Origin of the sequence: Pedobacter insulae (assembly GCF_900113525.1) — a bacterium.
Classification (GTDB): Bacteria; Bacteroidota; Bacteroidia; order Sphingobacteriales; family Sphingobacteriaceae; genus Pedobacter; species Pedobacter insulae.
On the sequence record NZ_FOPP01000001.1, the window covers coordinates 536966 to 557443 of the forward strand.

20 protein-coding genes are annotated in these 20478 nt (G+C 38.2%); 9 read left to right on the forward strand and 11 right to left on the reverse strand.

Annotation, left to right across the window (positions count from 1 at the left end):
- The first annotated feature begins 6 nt into the window (after window positions 1-6).
- From BM207_RS02425 to BM207_RS02440, 4 genes are all read left to right on the forward strand, one after another.
- Window positions 7-834: an alpha/beta fold hydrolase gene (locus BM207_RS02425; protein ID WP_090991953.1), complete on the forward strand. Its 828-nt coding sequence runs from the start codon at window positions 7-9 to the stop codon at window positions 832-834.
- 187 nt (window positions 835-1021) lie between these two features.
- Window positions 1022-1321: a DUF2752 domain-containing protein gene (locus BM207_RS19425; protein WP_177217038.1), complete on the forward strand. Its 300-nt coding sequence runs from the start codon at window positions 1022-1024 to the stop codon at window positions 1319-1321.
- Window positions 1322-1324: 3 nt separating this feature from the next.
- Window positions 1325-1741, forward strand: coding sequence for a CCC motif membrane protein (locus BM207_RS02435; RefSeq protein WP_218155012.1), 417 nt, complete (start codon window positions 1325-1327; stop codon window positions 1739-1741).
- 102 nt (window positions 1742-1843) lie between these two features.
- Window positions 1844-2254: a BrxA/BrxB family bacilliredoxin gene (locus tag BM207_RS02440; protein ID WP_090991955.1), complete on the forward strand. Its 411-nt coding sequence runs from the start codon at window positions 1844-1846 to the stop codon at window positions 2252-2254.
- Between the two features lie 39 nt (window positions 2255-2293).
- Here the strand turns inward: BM207_RS02440 and cdaA are convergent, their stop codons facing one another.
- Together cdaA and folP are read right to left on the reverse strand one after the other, a co-directional pair.
- The gene (gene cdaA, locus BM207_RS02445; RefSeq protein WP_090991956.1) at window positions 2294-3085 is read right to left on the reverse strand and encodes a diadenylate cyclase CdaA; all 792 of its coding nucleotides are present in this window, start codon (window positions 3083-3085) and stop codon (window positions 2294-2296) included.
- A 73-nt stretch (window positions 3086-3158) separates the two neighbouring features.
- A complete protein-coding gene (folP, locus tag BM207_RS02450; protein WP_090991957.1) occupies window positions 3159-4010 on the reverse strand; it encodes a dihydropteroate synthase in 852 nt (283 codons plus the stop codon).
- 60 nt (window positions 4011-4070) lie between these two features.
- Here folP and BM207_RS02455 point away from each other — a divergent pair, with 60 nt between their 5' ends.
- The 4 genes from BM207_RS02455 to BM207_RS02470 are packed head-to-tail and all read left to right on the forward strand — an operon-like array spanning window position 4071 to window position 7333.
- Entirely contained in the window at window positions 4071-4610 is a 540-nt protein-coding gene (locus tag BM207_RS02455; RefSeq protein ID WP_090991958.1) for a DUF1599 domain-containing protein, read from the forward strand.
- A gap of 15 nt (window positions 4611-4625) precedes the next feature.
- Entirely contained in the window at window positions 4626-5777 is a 1152-nt protein-coding gene (locus BM207_RS02460; RefSeq protein WP_090991959.1) for a BT_3928 family protein, read from the forward strand.
- Complete coding sequence (locus BM207_RS02465) at window positions 5777-6832, forward strand: ABC transporter permease (RefSeq protein WP_090991960.1); 1056 nt, start codon at window positions 5777-5779, stop codon at window positions 6830-6832. Before BM207_RS02460 ends, BM207_RS02465 begins: the two co-directional genes overlap by 1 nt.
- Window positions 6833-6838: 6 nt before the next feature.
- Window positions 6839-7333, forward strand: a complete 495-nt coding sequence (locus tag BM207_RS02470) for a shikimate kinase (protein ID WP_090991961.1) — start codon at window positions 6839-6841, stop codon at window positions 7331-7333.
- 137 nt (window positions 7334-7470) lie between these two features.
- Here the strand turns inward: BM207_RS02470 and BM207_RS02475 are convergent, their stop codons facing one another.
- The 9 genes from BM207_RS02475 to BM207_RS02515 all read right to left on the reverse strand — a co-directional run bounded on the left by BM207_RS02475 (window position 7471) and on the right by BM207_RS02515 (window position 17805).
- Entirely contained in the window at window positions 7471-7866 is a 396-nt protein-coding gene (locus BM207_RS02475) for an acyl-CoA thioesterase (protein ID WP_090991962.1), read from the reverse strand.
- A 10-nt stretch (window positions 7867-7876) separates the two neighbouring features.
- Entirely contained in the window at window positions 7877-9580 is a 1704-nt protein-coding gene (locus BM207_RS02480; RefSeq protein ID WP_090991963.1) for a M28 family peptidase, read from the reverse strand.
- Between the two features lie 58 nt (window positions 9581-9638).
- Complete coding sequence (locus BM207_RS02485) at window positions 9639-10085, reverse strand: DoxX family protein (RefSeq protein WP_090991964.1); 447 nt, start codon at window positions 10083-10085, stop codon at window positions 9639-9641.
- Between the two features lie 70 nt (window positions 10086-10155).
- Window positions 10156-11655, reverse strand: a complete 1500-nt coding sequence (locus BM207_RS02490) for a glycosyltransferase family 39 protein (RefSeq protein WP_090991965.1) — start codon at window positions 11653-11655, stop codon at window positions 10156-10158.
- Between the two features lie 5 nt (window positions 11656-11660).
- On the reverse strand, window positions 11661-12692 hold the full coding sequence (locus tag BM207_RS02495) for a DUF6807 domain-containing protein (RefSeq protein ID WP_090991966.1): 1032 nt from the start codon (window positions 12690-12692) through the stop codon (window positions 11661-11663).
- Window positions 12693-12740: 48 nt separating this feature from the next.
- Window positions 12741-14714, reverse strand: coding sequence for a beta-N-acetylhexosaminidase (locus BM207_RS02500; RefSeq protein WP_090991967.1), 1974 nt, complete (start codon window positions 14712-14714; stop codon window positions 12741-12743).
- 54 nt (window positions 14715-14768) lie between these two features.
- Window positions 14769-15278 carry a GNAT family N-acetyltransferase gene (locus tag BM207_RS02505; protein WP_090991968.1) on the reverse strand — a complete coding sequence of 170 codons (510 nt, stop codon included), beginning with the start codon at window positions 15276-15278 and terminating at the stop codon, window positions 14769-14771.
- A 9-nt stretch (window positions 15279-15287) separates the two neighbouring features.
- The gene (dacB, locus tag BM207_RS02510) at window positions 15288-16697 is read right to left on the reverse strand and encodes a D-alanyl-D-alanine carboxypeptidase/D-alanyl-D-alanine endopeptidase (protein WP_090991969.1); all 1410 of its coding nucleotides are present in this window, start codon (window positions 16695-16697) and stop codon (window positions 15288-15290) included.
- 115 nt (window positions 16698-16812) lie between these two features.
- Window positions 16813-17805: an aspartate-semialdehyde dehydrogenase gene (locus BM207_RS02515; protein ID WP_090991970.1), complete on the reverse strand. Its 993-nt coding sequence runs from the start codon at window positions 17803-17805 to the stop codon at window positions 16813-16815.
- A 50-nt stretch (window positions 17806-17855) separates the two neighbouring features.
- On the opposite strand from BM207_RS02515, the gene BM207_RS02520 reads away from it, so the two are divergent.
- A complete protein-coding gene (locus BM207_RS02520) occupies window positions 17856-20462 on the forward strand; it encodes a lamin tail domain-containing protein (protein WP_090991971.1) in 2607 nt (868 codons plus the stop codon).
- The last annotated feature ends 16 nt before the right edge of the window (window positions 20463-20478 follow it).

Consider the following 20478-nt stretch of genomic DNA (forward strand, 5'->3'; position numbering starts at 1 on the left):
CTAATCATGACAAGCCACTTTCTTAATCATCCAATCGTAAACCTACATTATTATCGTTTCGGAACGGGAAGCAAAATAATGCTCTGTTTTCATGGCTATGGGATGCATGGGAGGCAGTTTAAATGGTTAAAAGAAAAGTTCGGAAGTGAATACACGTTTTACGGATTTGATCTATTTTTTCATGAACAAACCGTATTAAGGGATAATGCGATCTCCAATATAAAAAAAGGGCTTACCAAAGCTGAATTCTGCGAAATCATCAGTTCGTTTTGTAGCAGTCAATTCATCGGGGAGTTTTCCTTGATGGCCTATTCTTTGGGAACAAATTATGCAGTGGTAATGGCAGAGAGCGGATTGTTTAAGATTGAAGAAATATTTTTAATGGCTCCGGCATTTTTAAAAATCCCACCTGTATTTAAAGTATTGGCTAAAAATAGGCTGGCAAATTTATTTTTCCGAAAGGTATTGCTAAGCAGGAACGGTGTTAAATTGATGCTTGATTTTTCGAAAGGTATCGGCGCAATTGATGCTAAAAACCATGAGATTCTCCAAAAGGAGATGTCAACACCTGATTTACGTTTTGCTTTTTATGCAACTGTTACTTATTTACGATTTTTAGTACCTGTGCATCAACAGCTAATTGAACGGTTAAATGAACAAGGTATTAAATGTTTCTTTATTTTTGGCGAGCGTGACAGCATGTTTCCTCAGCATATTGCTGATGATATGATTGCGAAATTAAACTTTGCCCAAAAAATTGTACTGGATGAAGACCATGATTTGGTGAATGCTAATTTGGGCAATCATTTATATCGTTTAAAATATGATCATTAAAGCTAAACCTTTACCAAGAAACTGCCTATTGATTTTTGTAAATTTCTTGTTCGGGTATTGCAGATATCATAAAAAACATAATTGGTAACTGTGGAACGAGCCATGAGTTTAATATAAATTCCTTCAGCTTTGCTATCTTTGGGTTTAACTCCATAAAGGTTTGTATCTCGCAACAATTATTTTTAGTGTGTTTGATTTTTTAAGTAAGCACCTGTTTACCTGTCCAATAAAGGAACATTTTGGAATCGATTGTCCGGGTTGTGGATTTCAGCGTTCTGTTTTAGCGTTTTTTCAGGGCGATTTGATACAGTCATTTAAGCTTTATCCCCCTACCATCCCTTTTATAATTTTAGTGGTATTGACAGCCATTCACTTAAAGTTTGATTTAAAACATGGCGCCTTTTTAATTAAAATATTATATATAGGAATTAGTTTAATCGTCATAATAAATTATATTTATAAAATATTTACGCATCAATTAAATTAATCTATGTCTGAAGAACAACAAGATCCACAAGGAACAGCACACCAACACGTAAACCCAACTCCGCAACCGGGTGGCGGATTTAATTATGGGATGCAACATGCGCTGCCAAATGCTACACCAGTTTTGATATTAGGTATTTTATCTATTGTAACCTGTTGCTGCTATGGTGTAATTGGATTAATTTTAGGTATAGTTGCTTTAGTTTTAAGCAAAAAAGACAGGGCGTTATATGCTGCCAATATTACGTTTTACACGGAGAGCTCCTTTAAAAACCTAAATGCGGGCAGGGTATGTGCTATTATTGGGTTGGTATTAAACATTATTTATCTATTGCTGATGATTGCTTTTGTTGCCATGTTCGGATGGGCAGCATTGAGTGATCAACAGGAAATTCAACGCATTTTAGAAAGTTATCAATAGGAAAGTCACCACTTTGACAAACTTTAAAAGTTTGTTAAAGTGGTGACTTTTTTACCGCTTCATATTTATTATCTTTGTACTTTAATTTAAAAAAGGAAAAAGATGTATCCAGAATATTTAGTAGAACCCATGCGTGCAGAGTTAACCAACGTAGGTTTTGAAGAATTGAAATCAGCAGAAGAAGTAGATCAAGCGATCAAAGGCGAAGGTACTGTTTTTGTCGTGGTGAACTCAGTTTGTGGTTGTGCAGCTGCTAATGCTCGTCCGGCCGCAAAACTTGCAGCTGCTAATGCAAAACACCCTAATAAATTGGTAACCGTTTTTGCAGGTATGGAAAAAGATGCGGTTGATAGAGCGAGAGGTTATATGATGCCTTTTCCACCTTCTTCTCCGTCGATGGCTTTGTTTAAAGATGGCAAATTGGTGCACATGATTGAGCGTCATCAAATAGAAGGCCGTCCCGCACAAATGATTGCCGATAGCTTAATTGGCGCATTTGAACAATATTGCTAGTCTATAATTAGCTAATTAGTCATTGGGCTAATTAGCTAATTAAAAATCCTTATTCAACAGTTTCTCCAGTTCTCCAAAAGAAACGTTCATTCGTACCCTGCCTTGTTTGGCGTAGGCAATCTCACCGGTTTCTTCAGAAATAATTACGGCAACAGCATCGGTATTTTCGGAGATTCCTATTCCGGCACGATGCCGTAATCCAAATTGTGGCGGTAGTTTTTCGTTATCTGTTAGGGGTAAAATACAGCTGGCGCTCTTAATTTTGTTTTCTGCAATTACTACAGCGCCATCATGCAAAGGACTGTGCTTCTGAAAAATGCTTTCTAACAAACGTTTGGATATTTTTGATTCGATAATCTCGCAACTATTGGCAAAGAGTTGATCATCATAAAACTTTACAAAAACAATCAGTGCGCCTGTTCTAGTTTTTTTCATGCTTTTGCAGGCATCTATAATCGGCTTAATCCTTAGTAAATTATCTCTTTCTAAATCTTTACTGCCAAAAAGGTTGCCCCACCAGGTTTTGTTTTTTTGTAAAAAGGTATTCTTTCCAATATGTAAAAGAAATCGCCTAATCTCGGGTTGAAAAATGACTACCAAGGCTAGAATACCAACACTCATAAATTTGTTGATGATGGTAGACAACAAATCCATATGTAAGCTGGTTACCAAATGGTAAAACAAAAAAATGATAAGGAGGCCAAGGAGTAAATTTACGGCGAGGGTATTTTTAATCAAGCTATAAATGTAATAGAGCAGAATAGCCACTACAATGATGTCTATTACATTAACCCAAGTAATTTTAAGGAAATCGAAGTCGAGGCTCTTCATGTTGCACAAGATAAGAATTATCCATTTAGCTTTGACAACTTTTTAGCAATGTGTAGAGAAAGTTGTTAAAGCTTTAGATCATGCGATTAACCAGCGAAACACACTCTACCGCCTCCTTTACATCGTGAACACGCAAAATGGAGGCGCCTTTGGTTAGAGCAATGGTGTTTAAAATAGTGGTCCCATTTAGTGCTTCGTCGGTTTTATTATGAAGCACTTTGGTAATCATTGATTTTCTTGAAAAGCCAACTAAAACAGGTAACCCAAAGCAATTTAACGCTTCCATTTTTTGGAGCAATTCATAATTATGTTCAACGGTTTTAGCAAACCCAAAGCCAGGATCGATTACCAGGTCTTTTACACCTAATTGGTGTAAGGTATTTATTTTGTGCTCAAAGTAAGCTATCACCTCGCTCAAAATGTCTTCATATACAGGGTTTTCCTGCATAGTTTGCGGGGTTCCTTTCATGTGCATCATGAAGTATGGGACTTTTAATTTTGCCACGGTTTCGAACATCATTTTATCTAAGTTGCCGGCCGAAATATCATTAATAATATGCGCTCCAGCATCGATTGCAATCTCAGCAACGCCAGCATTAAAGGTGTCGATAGATAGTAAGGCTTCCGGAAATTCTTTTGTAAGGGCGTCAATTACAGGAATTAACTGAGCGATTTCTTCTTCTTCATTAATATGAACAGCCCCGGGCCGAGAAGAATAGGCACCTAAATCGATAAATTTTGCCCCAGCTTTTAAAAAACCATCAGTTCTTTGTAAGGCTTCTTCAACCGTAGCTATTCGGCTCTTGCCATAAAAGGAATCGCTTGTTAAATTTAAGATAGCCATTACAGCGGGACTACTTAAATCTATCAATTTACCCTTGCTATTTAGTGTAACTTTTCGGTTTAAAAATGTATCTTTAGCCATAATTTAAATACAAAAATAAGCATTAAAACAGCTTAAACAGACAATCAAAAATTAATTGTTTTGGCAGCAAACACATCTCAAGAATTTGACCAAATAATAGCCGCTTGTAAAACGCTATTTCTAAAAAAGACAAAAGATTACGGTACTGCATGGCGCATTTTAAGACCATCATCCATTACCGATCAGATCTTTATCAAAGCACAGCGTATCCGTACTTTAGAAGAAAAAAAAGTATCTAAAGTTGGGGAAGATATTACTTCAGAATATATCGGTATCGTAAATTACTGCGTAATAGCTATGCTGCAATTAGAATTAACAGATAGCGATCCGAATGAAATGGAGGTTGAAGCTGTTGAAAGCCTTTTCGATAGGAGTGTGACTGAAACAAAGGATTTAATGTTTGCTAAAAATCATGATTATGGTGAGGCCTGGCGGGATATGCGAATTAGCTCTTTAACGGATTTAATTCTAATGAAAATTTTGAGAGTGAAGCAAATTGAAGATAACTTAGGGCAGACTTTGGCATCTGAAGGAGTAAAAGCAAATTATCAGGATATGCTGAACTATGCTGTTTTCGCACTGATTAAATTAAGTGTTTAATTTAAACAAAAAAATATGCAGAAGATATTAGTACCCTTTTCTCGTTGGTTTGTTGGCTTGTTATTCATCTTTTCAGGGTTGATAAAAGCAAATGATCCGTTAGGTTTTGGTTATAAGCTTCAGGAATACTTTGAAGTTTTTCACATTAATTTTTTAAACGGTTGGGCGACAGGGATTGCCATTCTTTTGTGTGTATTAGAAATTGTTTTAGGTGCTTTATTGCTATTCGGATTTTGGCGTCATCAAGTAATAAAAGGTCTTTTAGCACTGATTATTTTCTTCACCTTTTTAACCTTTGTGTCTGCAGCATTTAAAGTAGTAACCTCATGCGGCTGCTTTGGCGATGCAATTCCGCTTACTCCTTGGCAATCATTTGGTAAAGACTTAATATTGTTGGTGCTGATTGTTTATCTTTTTGTTTACAGAGAACGAATAAGGCCGCTTACAAATCATAAAAATTGGCAATTGGGCCTATCGGCATTTGTGCTGATTGCATCCTTGTCTTTTGGCATATTTACTTACAATTATTTACCTGTTATAGATTTTTTACCCTATAAAGTCGGTTCGAGCATCCCCGAGTCTATGAAAATTCCGGAAGGGGCGCCGCTTGATGAGTTTTTAATCATGTACCAGCTTAAGCATAAGAAGAGTGGCGAGACCAAGGCTATGAGCGACAAGGATTACATGAAGTTGGAAATTTGGAAGGATGAAAACTGGGAGATCGTTGGTGAACCTGAGAAAAAACTGATTAAAAAAGGTTATGAGGTTAAAATTAAAGATTTAATTATTACAGATGGTTCAGGTACCGATTATACCAAAGAACTTATTGAAAATCCTTTTTATAATTTGGTTGTAGTTGCTTATAACTTAAATGATGTAAATGAAGAGGCTGTTGCCAAAACGAATGCACTTGCTTTAAATGCGGTCGAACAGTTTAATATTAGATCGGTGCTATTAACTTCCAATTCTGCCCAGGATGCTGCCGTGTTCAGCAAAAAGATGAAACTTTTTATGGAAGTGTTTTACGCAGATGCGGTGCCTTTGAAAAGTATGGTAAGAGCGAACCCTGGAATTTTATTATTAAAGAACGGGGTCATCATCAATAAATGGCATTATCATAACCTGCCTTCTTTTAACGAGCTTTCCGCTACCTATTTTAGTAAATAATGGGAGCTTACGCAATTAGAAAATTTTTATACGGACTTGCGGTAATGGCAGGCGTAATTCTGGTTGTGTTTGTATTATTTAATATTTTACCTGGCGATCCGGCGCGGATGACAATGGGTCAGCGTTCTGATGTACAATCGTTGGAAGCGGTTAGAAAGGAGTTTGGATTAGATCGTTCAAAACCGGTTCAATTTCTACTTTATATTAATGATTTACTTCCTTTAAGCGTTCATCCTGCCACAGAAGAAAACCAAGAGAAATATCATTACCATACGATTTTTAAAACCGGAGATGACGTGGTGGTTATTAAGACACCTTATTTGCGTCGTTCGTACCAAACCAAGCGGGATGTAACCAAGATCTTGGCAGAGACGGTGCCCAATACCTTTGTGCTCGCTTTAACGGCAATGTTATTTGCGACTGTAATCGGGGTTTTCTTAGGAGTTTTATCTGCTGTGCATAAAGATACTTGGATAGACAATATGGCTAACTCATTTGCTATATTAGGTATTTCGGCTCCCTCATTTTTTGCAGGGATTATTATTGCATGGCTGTTTGGTTTTGTGCTGGCCGATTATACGGGTTTAAATATGAGCGGCAGTTTATATAGCTACGATCCTTTTAATGGTGAAATTATTACCTGGAGAAATCTTTGGTTGCCAATGATTACCCTTGGATTAAGGCCATTGGCAATTATTGTTCAATTAACCCGTAGTGCTATGTTGGATGTATTAGCTCAAGATTATATCCGCACTGCTAAAGCGAAGGGATTAGGGCGAAATGCGATAATCTATAAGCATGCGCTTAAAAATGCGTTGAATCCTGTTATAACAGCAATATCTGGTTGGTTTGCCTCTTTGTTGGCCGGTTCTTTTTTTGTGGAGTATATCTTTGGCTACAACGGCTTGGGGAGAACTACCGTTAATGCTTTAGAGATGTCGGATTTCCCGGTGGTGATGGGCGCTATTCTTTTCATCGCTTTCGTATTTGTAGTGATGAATATTTTGGTTGATATTTTATATGCCTGGGTTGATCCTAGAGTTAAATTAGCATAAGTGAGTATGAAGGTCTTTTTAGTAGGTTTTATGGGCTGTGGTAAAAGTACTAAAGCAAAGCAGCTAGCTAGTCGTTTAGGCTGTGAGGTGGTGGACCTGGATGCGGTAATAGTAGCCAAGCAAGGTAAATCAATTGCTGAGTATTTTGCTGAACATGGAGAATCTGCTTTTAGAAAATTGGAGCAAGAAACCTTGCAGAGCTATGCTTATCCCGAAAATTGTATCGTTGCAACAGGAGGCGGTTTACCTTGTTTTTTTGATAATATGGAATGGATGAACGCGAATGGAAAAACGGTATATTTAAAGATGACGCCACCTCAATTGGTTTCGAGATTACATAATAGAGAAAAAAGACCTTTGCTTAAAGGAATGGATGACGAACAATTATTAGCTTTTATAGAAACAAAATTAACTGAACGGAATGCTTTTTATAATCAGGCTCACCTAGTTGTTAACGCATTTGATTTGGATATTGAGGAGGTTGTTAGTTCATTGGTATAATTTGCGTCATTGCGAGGTACGAAGCAATCTTACACGATACTTGAAAAGAGATTGCTTCGTACCTCGCAATGACGATTGTATCTCTCAATGACGATTGTACCTCACAATGATGCATATCGAAAGAAACAAAATAGCAATTACTTTAAATCTTCAAATTGCTCCTCAATATATTTAATTTTGGTTTTACCGTGCGGCGTTGGCTCACCATAATCGTTAATGTTTACGAAAACGATCTTATCAATCGTTAAAATACTTTTCCTTGTTATTTTGTTCCTTACTTCGCAACACATGGTGATGGACGTGGTGCCAAATGCAGTAGCCGTCATGCCCAGCTCAATGATATCACCTAACTTGCCCGAGCTTACAAAGTTAATTTCCGACATATATTTGGTTACCACTTTTGGGTTTTCGAGCTGTACAATAGCATAAATTGCTGCTTCTTCATCAATCCATTTTAAAAGGCTACCGCCAAATAATCCGCCATTGGGATTTAGATCTTCGGGTTTGATCCATTTACGTGTGTGAAAATTCATATGGATTAAATTATTTTAACGCTCCTAAGTAGGCTTGCACTTGTTTTTCAACGGCTAATGTTGCCACTTTAATAGATGAACCTACTCTTGTTGTTTTCGCCTGCACGGGCATGGTACCAATTGTTGCCAATGCATCTGTATACCATTTACCCCAAACTTCGAGAATATGTTTCTCATCAGCGGAAGCTTTGCCGTCGGCGATTGCCTTTTTACTTAGTTCAAATTCAGTTTTTAAACGAATTAGGGCAGCAGTTTTAACCTGTTCTACGGTGCTAATCGCTGTGTTTTCATCGGCAGTTATTAAAGTATAAGCAGCAGTTAATGCACTTACGCCAACGTTTTTCATGGTAGTTGCCGAAACTTTATCGATTCGGTCATTATCGGTATGGTAAAATACATCAGTAAAATGCCACATTAACAAACCGGGGATTTTGTGCTGTAAAAACGGTGTGTGGTCACTTCCACCCTCGAAAGGGTTATAATTAACGGTCCAGTTGGCAAATTTTCCTTGGGTCTTGCAGATGTCAAAAATAAAATCGTTAAAGTAATGAGGGAAAAGGTCTTTCTCTTTTACATCTCCAGCTCCCCATTCGCTATGTTTGTCGGTACCTCTTGTCCAAATCGCAGAAGGATCGGGCATTTTTTCCAACAAGAACGAACCGCCTGTTTTTTCAGTGTCTTCACCTACCATGTCTAAGCTCATGCCCCATAATATGCTTTTGGCGCGCGAGGTGTCCTCTTTGATATATCTTCCTGTCGACACAATTTCGTCGCCCCAAAGAAAGGTTAAGGTGCGTTGTGGTTTAAGTTTACCTGCTTTGATTAAACTTGCAGTTAATCTAGCCATTTCGGCTAAAGTGCCAACCCCTGTTGCATTATCATTTGCTCCCGGCTCTTGTACATGCGCACTATAAACAAAACGTTCGGTCGGATTTATCGATCCTCTCGCATTGGCCACTATAGTAAGTTCTTCTGCTTCGTATATTTTGGTAGCAATATCAACCTTTAACTGAACTTTTCCCTGTAAACAAGCGGCTTTTAACCGCTCTTTAACCCCATAAGACAGGAGTAATGACCAGATGCCCGCACTGGCTTGCATACTGCCAAACTGAATAGATGTTTGATGAACTTCTGGCTGCGTGTATTTTGGCATCGAATAACCCATCGCACCAATAGCACCTGCTTTAACTGCTGCTCCGATCAATCGACCAGTAGCAGCATCGCCAAAAACAATTTTCCCTTTAAGATCCTTACCTTCAAAATCAGCCGGCATACCTTTTCCTACAAACACAACTTCTGCAGTAACTCCGCCTGCAGGGGTAGAAGGGCAGTTTATCGGAATCATATTGCGATTGGTCTTAAACGCGATTAAAGGTTGGTTTTCTCCAACAATTTGTACACTGGCATCTATCGGCTCCCAGGTATTGCGTTTCATTGCCCTTTTTTCAATTCGATAGGTTAGTGGAGCTTCAAATTCGCTTTCTTTTTGTTCAACGTACCCAGCTTTTTTTAAAATATCTTCCACATAATGAATGCTCGCATTGAAACCTGTATTACCGGGTACACGAAAATATTTTTCTACAAATGCCGTAGTTGTAAAGGCGTTTTTTTCGTTGAAGCCTTCGCGCGTAAGTTTAAAATATTCTGCACTTTGGTTTTGTGCAAAAGCATTGGTAACTAGTAGTAATAAGGCTATAAAAGGGGCTTTCTTCATGTTGTATATCTAAAAGGGAAAGATAAGGTTTTATCTTTGCTTTTGTAAGCCCCAGGTCTTACCTTTTCTTCTTTCTAAACTGTTGATCAACCGATAAGGGACCAGCACCAACTACCCAGAATAATACTAAAAGACAAAGTACAATGATGGATAGCCACAATTCTGAATTTAATGCGGAAAAGCCGTTAGCAACATTCACAAAGAAGACTGCGCAAAGTAGAATTGGAATTTGAATAACCACTGCAAAGCGCGTAACCAAGCCAATGGTAATTAAAATACCCCCTACCAGATGTGCAAAAGCTACAATGTGAAAGGCCACGCTGGCCATAACCGATGAAAATGCGAAAATACTATTCCGAAATAATACATCTTGCAAATGTCCGGTATCGCTCACTAGCGCAATACCCTTACTAAAAATTACTAAGCCTAATACGATGCGAACAACATCTAACCATTTTGTGTGATGGGCATCGCCCCAGTGCTCAACTTTTTGGACTACGTTCATAATAAACCTCCTTTTTATAAGCTAAATGAAGTTACGAATAAAAAATGAAATAACCGACTTCGTAAATCTGTTATTGTAGGTTTCCTGCTGCTTTTTCTTTCCTAAGCAATTGGGCGAGATCCAGTTTAGGTTCGGTTAATAGAATAATTTGAGTACCTCTTTCCCGGGCAAATTTGTTATCGATTTCTCCGATTCTTATAACATTTTTAAATAAAGCGTAGTCGCGGGTAAAATCAGTATTCCCAACATCCTTAATTCTAATTACTGTTTCAATTTTATGATCCAGCTTAACCCAATTGATATAATCATTCGTAAAGGAATCAGCTATTAACCCTTTAAATTTTGTGTAATAATTAATCGCCCCTGCTTGGCCATAATTATCGCATAGTATTAGTACTGTTTTTTTATCTGAAATGGTATTGTACAGAGAATCTACCTTTGCAGCTAATTCCTTCCAGCCTAGCATATCGGCAAAATCTTGGCTAATAGGATGTTTTTTTCCATCTTCCCAAGTATGTTGTCGACCCGATTTAAAGTATTCTTCAGGAGTTTTTAAGGGCAATGCCCGATCTAGCAGCGGAATAAAGAGTAATAAGATAATGGCAATTGGAATTAGACGAAGGTAAAGTTTCCAGCCATGTTGTAAAAGGTGACTGAGATAGACCGCTCCAAATGAGAAAAAGATAGGGTATAAGCCAAGCGCATAATATCCCTTGGCTTTTAAATAGATAAATATTGCTAAAGTGAAAGAAAGTGCCCAAAAAAGAAACCGATAAGGCTTAAAAGGTTTGTAAGCGAAAAGCGATATGAAACCCGCAATGATAATCAATAAGGAACTAAGGAAAAACATGACCTGATCTACTACAAAATCCATCCGGTTTACATGCACTAGCTGCGTTTCGGAAAGCTCTTTCATGTGCTGAAAAACGGGGAAATCGTTTTGAAACTGCCAGATCAAGTTGGGGCTTATCAGTATTATTCCGATAAGCAGCGCCAGATAAAATTTAGGATTAGTAAAAACCTTTCGATATGTTGTTAATAGAACGGCAGGAAGAAGACCCAATAGGCAAAATACAATGTTATACTTGTTCAAAAAGCCTATTGCAAAACAAATTGCGGTAAAGTACAGCCATTTATACTTTTCGGTTTGAATAAACTTGATAAAGGTAAAATATACCAACGTCCAGCTTAAAATATCCAAAGAGTTTGGTTGGTATAACATATTTATGCGCAATAAGCTTGAAAATGTTAGGGCTATTGCGGTAAGAATGCAGGCATATAAGCTTCCTTTTAAGGTTTCAACTGTTTTCCAAACAACCAGTATGGTAAGGGCGCCAAATAGGGCTGGAAAAAATTTAACCCAAAAGTAAGAATTGCCCAGTTTTAAAATGAGCCAAGAAATCCATGAGGTTACAGGGGGGATAGAATGATAACCCCAGGCTAAATGTTTTGCCTGATCTAAATGCAAATATTCATCTCGTTGTAAATCATAAATGGGATGAATGACCAAGTATTGTAAAATGAATTTAGTAATTATAAAAGCGAAAAGAATGAGCGTTGCCTTTTTCATATTTATTATCTATAAAAATCTGTGACTAGATTTTTTATAGTCGCAGTAGATGTGGAATTCTTTCCCGCATCTATTACGATGCGATATTTGAAGTTAACTTTTTCTCCTTTCGCTAGTTTAAGATTAGTAGTACGGGCTCCATTAGAGAATATTTTTTCACCAAGTGGATTGGCTGCAAACAAACCGTAGCCACGTGCATGCCAATAGGTTGGGTAGTTCACATTTTTAGGATGATCTATGATCGTAACACTCACTGAATCGCTGCCCATTTTACCAAAAGCCTTAACCCAATGCGCCCGACTGCTCCATACTTCATCACCTATTTTGCCTTCACTACTTAGATAATTGCCATTGGCAACTTTATCGGTTCCGCCTTTTACTATAGTTACATTCCCTTTGTCGTCTGTAAATTTCTGATCTTGCTTAGTTGGGATTTGCAGCTCGTGAGCAAGTCGCATACCTAAAAACCCATCTTTTACGTCGCTAAATATAACTTCGGTAACGGCTGTTAGGGTGGTAGTTCGATCTATGATCCGGCTTCTCCCGGATGTGCTGAATTCGAGCTTCGTATGCTCTTCAAGCAATATATCGCTGTTTTTATTTATCCAATTGGCGTGGTAAGTTAGGCTTCCTTTCTTGCCGTTTTTGAGTTCGATAATTTTATCGGTTTTTATCCAGCCGTACTTGTCTTTTTTAGCTAATGGAATAGCATAGGAGTTGTTCCAGAAGTCGAGCCCATTTACATTTTCATAGTTTAGCCAGATGCCAATGTGGTGGGGGTGGTCGGTTGGATCACCAGGTTTTGGGTTTAAAGGAAAGCCTCTCGTAACATCGGTTTGATTAACGGTAAAAACAGGATACAGGAAAGGCTTTTCAATATTATCGGGATACTGAAAACTGGTAAATAGTTTATCGCCAATGGTTATGTCAACCTTTTTTGACGTTGGGTGGTGGGTTAATTTTACCTGTGCGTGCACCGCAAATAAGGTTGATGTTGCACAAAACAAGAACGCGAAAAAGGGCTTAGCAAACTTCATTTAATAATGGTTAAATAGTTAAGTATTACTAAAATAAGTATTCTTTTTTTATTTCTTTCCAGCTCTTTTGTTTAGCTCCTCAATTGGCATATTCATCATTCGGCCAATTGGTTTTTTACCTCTATAGGTAATTACCTTTAGCACTGTAGCGTCAATAGGCGGGATTAAGGGAGTTGTATATTTAGGATAAAAGTGGTCTGGAAACGAATTGTCAAAACTATAATACATATCAAGTCCTTCTACTTCTGTACTTAATGTGATTTGTAACTGCCTATCGGCGCCTCTTTTTACCGTAAATATCGGGTCATACACACTAGGTGCATACTTGGTTTCTGCAATATTTAAACGTTGAAAGTGTTGCTCGGTGCGTGCAAAGAAGTTGGGCCAATTCTTTTTCTCTTTTGGCGACCATACTGATTCTGCTATGGCAAAGCCTCTTGGCCAGGTCATGTATTCGGCCTGGCGAATGTTGTATACTTGCTCTGTCCACAGATTTGCTTGCCCACCTTTAATAAATTTGGGATCAACACCTGGTGGAACTGGGTCAAACTCATATGCTGTACTTAACCTAAGTGTTGCATAAACTTTGGGTTCGGTGATAGCATCAGCTTGCATGTAATCAATGTATGCATATTGGGTTGGGCTCATTACTACTTCGTGACCTGCTTTAGCTGCTTCAATGCCATATTTCATCGAACGCCAGCTCATAACCGCTGCGCTTGGTGAAACGCCGCCTTCTAAAACTTCATCCCAAGCCATAAATTTTTTGCCTTTCGATTGAACAATTTTCTCTAACCTACGTTCAAAATAACCTTGCACTTCAGGAATGGTTTTTAGTCCCTCTCGTTTCATTAATTCCTTGATCTGATCGCTCTTTTCCCAGAAATTATGCGGTGCCTCATCGCCGCCAACATGGATATATTCAAAAGGGAAGAGTTTGGCAACTTGTGAAAGTACCGTATCCAGAAACACGTAAACTTTTTCGCTTGCTGGATTTAAGGTGTTGTCTACTAAGGCTAAGGGTGGTGCGCCTCTACTCCAATCCATTATTTTTTCGCCACTTCGTACCCGGTAATTTATTGCGTCGGGAGTGCCCGATAGTTCGGGATAAGCCGCTATAGCCGCTAAGCTATGGCCGGGAACATCAATCTCGGGCATAATATCAACAAAACGTTCTTTTGCATAAGCAACAAGTTCTTTAATATCTTCTTGTGTATAGAAACCACCATAATTGCGTGGTTCGTTCACCGTTGGTGGAATGAAGTCTCCAAAAGTTCCTTCTCTTTTTACTCTCCATGCGCCAACTTCAGTTAGCCTTGGTAAGCCTTTGATCTCGATTCTCCAACCCTCGTCGTCTGTTAAATGCAGATGTAAAATGTTGTATTTGTAGCGCACCATCGCATCTATGTACTGTTTAACCTCTTGCTTGGTGAAAAAATGGCGGGCCACATCAAACATTAAACCTCTCCAGCCCAAACGTGGGTAATCGGTAATTTGAACACAAGGCATGGTCCACTTTATCCCTTTAACTTCTTCATTACTTTCTATCTCCTTCGGTAAAAGCTGTAATACTGTTTGTACGCCATAAAACAATCCAGCAGGTTTATTAGCGTTTATCGTCACGTGTTTTAAACCAACGGTTAAACGATAACCTTCATTCCCTAAAACTGGATCATTTTTATCGTTCAGTATTAATTTAAAAGTAGCAGTTGCGGATGGAATGTGTACGACGCTTACAAAATGTCCGGTAGATTTAACGATACGCTCCTGTAAAAATGCGACAGTTTGTTTCAGTTCAGGAGATTTGTTCGCTTGAATTACAATATTTTCGGGTAAAATAAAGTGGCCTGTTTGTTTAATGAGTGTAACAGGTTCGGGGATAATGGCTATTTCTTGTGAGGCAATTGGTGCTAATGTTTCGATAGCACCAACAGTACTGGTATTCTCTGTGGTGCCTTCGATGGTTTGCGCTAAGCCATGCAGAGTTAAAAAGCAAAATATAATAGCTAAGAATTGTTTCATGAAAAAGGATTGAAGTGCTAAATAAATGGCAATTTATTAAAAATTTAAGAGAAACTAAAGATGATTTGTTTTTCTAACGGCATAAACCATTTCGTCGTATACCGTGCCATTTTTATAATAGGTGCCTTTCAATTCAGCTTCTAACTTAAACCCTGCTTTTTCCAATGCTCTTTGCGATTTGAAATTGGTATCAAAAGTTCTGGCGAAAATTCGGGTTATATCGAAAGTTTTAAAACCATAATTAACCATTTCTTTAATGGCTTGTGGAACAATACCATTGCCCCAATAGGGTTCAGCAAGCCAGTATCCCATCTCTGCATTTTTGCAATATAGATCTTGCTGTGGGTGTACACCAATTGAACCAGCAACTTCATTATTTACTACTATAGCGAAAATTTCCAGAGGTGAAGCCGCTAATGCTAAGTTGATGAAAGCAATGCCATCACTCTGTGTGTATGGGAAATTAAACTTGTTGCTTAAGTTTTTAGAAACGTTATAGTTATTGGCATATTTTACCAAGCTGTTAAGATCGCTATGTAGAAAAGGGCGGAGTTCGAACTGCATTTGTTTTAACTATTTCAAAGCATCTAATACCTTAAACAACTTTTTACTAATACCCGAGCCGCTATAGTTGTTGATATTAATTACAGCAATATACTTATTTCCGTTGGCCGCTGTATAATATCCGGCGTATGCTGAAACATCATTGATACTACCGCTCTTCAACTTCATGCCATTATTTTCTGGAAAAGAATTTAAGTAATCAGAGAACCACACTTCTTTTTGAACTTGAAATAAGATCGAAGCCATTGCTAAGGTAGTTACCCTCGTGCCAGGCGAAAGACCGCTTCCATCTAAAATATTTAATGCATCCTTGTCAATTCCTTTTGCAGCCCAGAAATTAACTTCGGCGGCTGCGCCACCTCGTGTTGAAGGAGTTTTGCCCGATTTCCAAGCAATAGTTTTCAATAACTGCTCTCCGTATAAATTAATACTCTTTTTATTGAACCAATAAATAATCTCGCTCAAAGAAGGAGAGGTGATGGTAGCCAATTTTTGGGTTATTGCGGGAAGGGTGGATCCATCCAGATTGAGCCTCCTTGTAGTAGTTACATGGTTGCTTTGAATGTTTAATCGTTTTAAAGTATCCTGCAATCTATAAGCCGCGTCAAATGCGGGATCTGGTACTGCCAATGAAATGCCATTCTTACCTATTCCCATACCCCAGGTGCCACGCAAATAGGCTAGCGAACTATAGGGGGGTAAATAACCATATGCGTTATCTCCAGAACCGGCAGGTCCTGTTTTAAGTTCGTTGATAACCTGTATGTAAGGCATGGCTGGGACAATCTTACTGATGTTAACACTTGAGCCAACAGTAGCTCCGGGTTTAAGGTGGATGTCGAATTGGTTTTCACGCCAAGTTAACGATGAGGTTCCTGCGCCATAGTAGTTGCCCATATCTTGCCAAATCCATCCTTCTGGCATACTTTGAGAGCCGAACAAGCTGTCATCACCAATTATTTTACCTTCAATTTTTTGGATGCCAGCTGCTTTAACTGCATTTACCCATTGGGTTAATACCACGTTTTCTTTGCTTTGCTCATATCGCCATGAACCTAAGGTCGGATCTCCGGTGCCAATAATAATAAGGTCTCCCTGCAACGTGCCATCAAGCGTAATTTTCCCACTATAGGCCAAGGTAGTCTGATACTGAAAATCTTTCCCTAAAATACTAAATGCTGTTGCCGAAGTAATAGTTTTAAGCGTGGATGCTGTTGCCAAGCCTTTATCCTCATTTTTTGCAAAGATAATCTTTCCTGTATTGGCATCTAAAATGCATATCGAAGTTATTGCATACTTGGTCTGATTATCAGTCACTAAGTCTTGATAAGCTTGTGCTAGTTTTACTATTGGAAATTGAGCAAAACAGGTTTGGGAAAACAAAAATATAAGTAGGAGGGAGGCTTTAAATCGGTTCATTCACAAGGGTTCTATCTGCTGTAAAATTAGCGTAATACTTAAAAGAATCAAAGGCATAAAAAAAGTGATGCTTTACACATCACTTCAAGATAATTAAGTTTTAGGTTAAGAACTACTAAACTAGTTCTTTTCTTACTATATATTCAGCAATCTGTACAGCATTTGTAGCTGCTCCTTTGCGTAAATTATCTGCCACAATCCACATATTTAATGTATTTGGCATCGATTCATCTCTACGAATGCGACCAACGAATACTTCATCTTTTTCATGCGCATCCTTAGGCATCGGATATTTTAAATTTGCAATATCGTCTACAACAATAATTCCTGCTGTTTTTTCTAATAGGGATGTTAGTTCCGCCAGATCAAATTCGTTCTCGAACTCGATGTTTACTGATTCGGAGTGACCACCCATTACTGGAATGCGAACGGTTGTAGCAGTTAAACGGATGGTTTCATCGCCCATAATTTTACGGGTTTCATTGATCATCTTCATTTCCTCTTTTGTATAGCCGTTTTCAGTGAACACATCAATTTGAGGAATTACGTTCAGATCTATCTGATATGGATAAGCCATTTCTCCGTCATATACGCCTTTCCGCTCATTCATCATTTGCTCAACTGCTTTTACCCCTGTACCTGTTACCGATTGATAGGTTGATACAACAACCCGCTTGATGCGGTATTTGTCGTGCAAAGGTTTCAAAGCAACTACCATCTGAATAGTGGAACAGTTCGGATTAGCAATAATCTTGTCGTCAATAGACAAGGTATCCGCATTTACCTCTGGAACAATTAAGGGGATTTTAGGATCCATTCTCCAGGCGGATGAATTATCAATAACAGTAGTTCCTGCTTCTTTAAAACGAGGGGCATGCTCTAATGAAGTATTTCCTCCGGCGGAAAACAAAGCGATTTCTGGGCGCATGCCTATTGCAGTATCCATGCTAACAATTGGAAACTGCTTACCCTTAAACGTAATTAACTTACCAACGCTCTTTTCAGACGCAACGGGAATTAATTCGATCAACGGGAAGTTCCTTTCTTCCAATACTTTTAACATTACGGTACCGACCAACCCAGTGGCACCTACTACTGCAACTTTCATTCGTTTTTTGATTTTTAGTATATTAAGTTAATTCCTAATACCCAGCAAATATGAGAAAAACTTTACTTTTTTTACTGCTATTGTGCAGTAAACTTACTTTCGGCCAACTTCATGACGACTTCAGTGATGGTAATTTAACAGAAAACCCAACTTGGCAGGGACAGGTTTCCCAGTTTTATATTACGGCAGATAAGAAATTGCGGTCATCTTTATCCGTTACTGCACAGACTGTTAGTATTTTTTCAGCTAATAATTTAGCCCTCAATGCAAAGTGGGAATTTTCAGTTCAGCTTAATTTTGATCCTTCTACAACAAATCTGACAAGAATATATTTAATTGCTGATAAAGAGGACTTAAGCAGCAGTTTAAACGGATATTTTATCCAAATTGGTGAAAGCGGAAGTGCAGACAGCTACGATCTGTATAGGCAAACAGGTAATTTAATCAGTAAAATCATCGACTGTCCGACTAAAAACAGGGCAGATATTAATTATTTATCCACAAAATTGCGGATAACCCGAGATGATTTTGGTAAATGGGAACTGTTTAGTGCAGCCCCTAATAGCGCTATTTACAACTTAGAGGGTAGCGTAATTGATAACACGTTTACAAATACAAATTATTTCGGAGTTTATGCAAGGTATACCGCTACGAGATCTGATGGTTTTATATTTGATGATTTTAAGATCGAGGAGCTGGTAGCTGACTTAACTCCCCCACGGCTACTAGGTATTAAGGTGGTAGATGATTATGAACTTGAAGTAACATTTTCAGAAAAGTTAGCAGTGAGCTCATCGCTGGTTGCCCAAAATTATAGGCTCAAAGAACAAGGGACAAACCCCCTTTCCGTTTCAGCGACAAATGAATCAAATATAGTTAGACTACATTTCACTAATGCATTTGAAACTGGCCAATACTCCCTAGTGGTGCATAATCTTAAAGATCTAAAAGGAAATGAGCTCATAGAAAACAATGAAATAAGTACTTTTTTTGTCAAGCCGTACGTTGCTTTAAAAGGCGATGTTATTATCAATGAAATCTTTGCGGATCCTTCCCCTGTAGTTGGGTTGCCACCGGCAGAGTTTGTGGAGATTTGGAACACGACGCCCCACTATATTAAATTAGCTGGCTGGAAATATAGAGATCTAACTACAACAGCCACCTTTTTAGCGGATACTTTAAAGCCCAATGAGCGTATTATTTTATGCTCAGCGGCAGATACAAACCTTTTCAAAGTATATGGAAGAGTAATAGGTCTTTCGACATGGCCCTCGCTCAACAATGACAAGGATAAACTTAGTCTATTAAATGCTCAAAATATATTAATAGACGAGGTTTTTTATAATGAGAATCTGTATAAGGATGTAATAAAGAGCAAAGGAGGATATAGCTTGGAGTTGATAGATCCACGTAATAACTGTGTGGGTACCCAAAACTGGCAGGCGAGTATAGCTGCTTTAGGAGGTACTCCTGGAACAGAAAATTCAGTTTACCGTAAGCAGTTAAGTATCACAATTCCAAAGATACTCAAAGCAACTGTAATAAACGGAACGACAATTAGCCTTGATTTTAATAAAAGTATAGATAGCCTAAGGGGGTCTTTAGTGACTAATTATAGCTTGAACAATGGCACTGGCGTGCCCGAAAGTGCTAAGCCACAATGGCCCGACTTTTCTACTGTCATACTTAAGTGGGCTATTCCGATAGATAAAGGTAGAGAACACACACTTTCTGTTGATCAAATCACAGATTGTGCCGGGAATTTGATAGACCAAACTTCAAACACACTGAAAATATTTTTAGCAAAAGAAGTTTTGGCCAATGAGCTAATGATTAGTGAAATTTTAGTAAACCCCAAAGCAGGCGGAGTAGATTTTATTGAGGTTTATAATAATGCTGCAGAAGTAAAGGATTTGGCGACTGTGAAGCTGGGAACGATTGACGGGAATGGAAATCCTTCTAATATTAAAACTATCAGTACTACGCCAGTTCTTATCCCCCCTAAAGCCTACTGGGTTTTAACCACGGATCCAGAGGTAATCAGCCAGCATTATGAACTGAAAAACCCGGTAAATATTACTAAAATGAATGCCATGCCTACCTATACTAATGAAGAGGGTACCGTTATTTTATTAGGAGCCCTAGGAGTGATTGATCGTTTCGATTATCGGGAAGATATGCATTTCTCGATGCTTCAAATTGCAAAAGGTGTTTCGTTAGAGCGGGTTTCTTTTCATAAGAGCGCTAATGAAAAGGGCAATTTTAAATCGGCATCTCAAGCGAGTGGGTTCGCAACTCCGAGTTATAGAAATTCCCAAGAAGAAAGCTCAGGTATTTCGAATAAAATTTGGTTTAGCAGCAAGGTTTTTTCTCCAGATGGAGATGGATTTGATGATGCACTACAAATCAATTTTGAGCTTATAGACCATGACTTTTTAGCTAATGTAACTATTTATAATGACAAAGGGGTAATGATTAAGAAGTTGGCTCGAAACAGCAATATTGCTAAAGCTGGTAGTTTTATTTGGGATGGATCAAATGATGGAGGAGCTACTAGTAAAATTGGCATTTACCTAGTTAAATTTGAAATTTTTGCTTTGAACGGAAGAGCCTACAATTTTGAAAAGTTTTGTGTATTAGCTTTAAAACTAAATTAATCTATCATATCATTAT

Excerpts from the sequence above, each read along its gene's own strand:
- BM207_RS02515 (WP_090991970.1), bottom strand. The coding sequence starts at position 17,805 with ATGAAAGTTGCAGTAGTAGGTGCCACTGGGTTGGTCGGTACCGTAATG.
- BM207_RS02470 (WP_090991961.1), top strand. The coding sequence starts at position 6,839 with ATGAAGGTCTTTTTAGTAGGTTTTATGGGCTGTGGTAAAAGTACTAAA.
- BM207_RS02435 (WP_218155012.1), top strand. The coding sequence starts at position 1,325 with ATGTCTGAAGAACAACAAGATCCACAAGGAACAGCACACCAACACGTA.
- BM207_RS02500 (WP_090991967.1), bottom strand. The coding sequence starts at position 14,714 with ATGAAACAATTCTTAGCTATTATATTTTGCTTTTTAACTCTGCATGGC.
- BM207_RS02465 (WP_090991960.1), top strand. The coding sequence starts at position 5,777 with ATGGGAGCTTACGCAATTAGAAAATTTTTATACGGACTTGCGGTAATG.
- BM207_RS02480 (WP_090991963.1), bottom strand. The coding sequence starts at position 9,580 with ATGAAGAAAGCCCCTTTTATAGCCTTATTACTACTAGTTACCAATGCT.
- BM207_RS02440 (WP_090991955.1), top strand. The coding sequence starts at position 1,844 with ATGTATCCAGAATATTTAGTAGAACCCATGCGTGCAGAGTTAACCAAC.
- folP (WP_090991957.1), bottom strand. The coding sequence starts at position 4,010 with ATGGCTAAAGATACATTTTTAAACCGAAAAGTTACACTAAATAGCAAG.
- BM207_RS02460 (WP_090991959.1), top strand. The coding sequence starts at position 4,626 with ATGCAGAAGATATTAGTACCCTTTTCTCGTTGGTTTGTTGGCTTGTTA.
- cdaA (WP_090991956.1), bottom strand. The coding sequence starts at position 3,085 with ATGAAGAGCCTCGACTTCGATTTCCTTAAAATTACTTGGGTTAATGTA.
- BM207_RS02485 (WP_090991964.1), bottom strand. The coding sequence starts at position 10,085 with ATGAACGTAGTCCAAAAAGTTGAGCACTGGGGCGATGCCCATCACACA.
- BM207_RS02520 (WP_090991971.1), top strand. The coding sequence starts at position 17,856 with ATGAGAAAAACTTTACTTTTTTTACTGCTATTGTGCAGTAAACTTACT.
- BM207_RS02425 (WP_090991953.1), top strand. The coding sequence starts at position 7 with ATGACAAGCCACTTTCTTAATCATCCAATCGTAAACCTACATTATTAT.
- BM207_RS02475 (WP_090991962.1), bottom strand. The coding sequence starts at position 7,866 with ATGAATTTTCACACACGTAAATGGATCAAACCCGAAGATCTAAATCCC.
- dacB (WP_090991969.1), bottom strand. The coding sequence starts at position 16,697 with ATGAACCGATTTAAAGCCTCCCTCCTACTTATATTTTTGTTTTCCCAA.
- BM207_RS02490 (WP_090991965.1), bottom strand. The coding sequence starts at position 11,655 with ATGAAAAAGGCAACGCTCATTCTTTTCGCTTTTATAATTACTAAATTC.
- BM207_RS02505 (WP_090991968.1), bottom strand. The coding sequence starts at position 15,278 with ATGCAGTTCGAACTCCGCCCTTTTCTACATAGCGATCTTAACAGCTTG.
- BM207_RS02495 (WP_090991966.1), bottom strand. The coding sequence starts at position 12,692 with ATGAAGTTTGCTAAGCCCTTTTTCGCGTTCTTGTTTTGTGCAACATCA.